Here is a 760-nt window from a genome sequence, read left to right as displayed (position 1 = left end):
CCTCGCGGTGGGTATCGTGACGGCCATCGTCGTGGCCGCGCTGCCCTTCGTGGTCGGCGCCACGGGTGGCAACTACTGGGTGCGCGTGCTCGACTTCGCGATGCTGTACGTGATGCTCGCGCTGGGCCTGAACGTGGTGGTGGGCTTCGCCGGCCTGCTGGACCTGGGCTATATCGCGTTCTACGCGGTGGGCGCCTACACGGCCGCGCTGCTGACTTCGCCGCACCTCGCGAACCAGTTCACCTGGATCGCGAACATGTTCCCGGGCGGCATGCACACGCCGTACTGGATTGTGATTCCGTGCGCGATGGCGCTCGCCGCGCTGTTCGGCGTGCTGCTCGGCGCGCCGACGCTGCGGCTGCGCGGCGACTACCTCGCCATCGTGACCTTGGGCTTCGGGGAAATCGTTCGTATCTTCATGAACAACCTCGACCGTCCGGTGAACATCACCAACGGGCCGCAGGGTATCACTGGCGTCGCGCCGCTGCAGGTCATGGGCTTCAACCTCGCGCAGCCGCACGAGATCCTCGGCTTCACCTTCACGTCGGTGTACATGTACTACTACGTGTTCGTGATCTGCGCGCTGCTCGTGATCTGGGTGTGTACGCGCCTGCAGCACTCGCGCATCGGCCGCGCATGGGCCGCGATCCGCGAAGACGAAATCGCCGCCAAGGCCATGGGCATCAACACCCGTAACGTCAAGCTGCTCGCGTTCGCGATGGGCGCGTCGTTCGGCGGTCTTTCGGGCGCGATGTTCGGC

1 protein-coding gene is annotated in these 760 nt (G+C 65.8%); it reads left to right on the top strand.

Annotated elements, in window-relative coordinates:
- Positions 1-760: ABC transporter permease subunit (locus U5A58_RS40410; RefSeq protein ID WP_415774372.1), on the top strand; the 760-nt coding region annotated here is incomplete at both ends.

It is taken from the genome of Paraburkholderia sp. J7 (assembly GCF_905220155.1).
GTDB lineage: Bacteria > Pseudomonadota > Gammaproteobacteria > Burkholderiales > Burkholderiaceae > Paraburkholderia.
The sequence above is the reverse complement of the archived record's forward strand: the minus strand, read 5'-3'. Positions and strand labels throughout refer to the sequence as shown.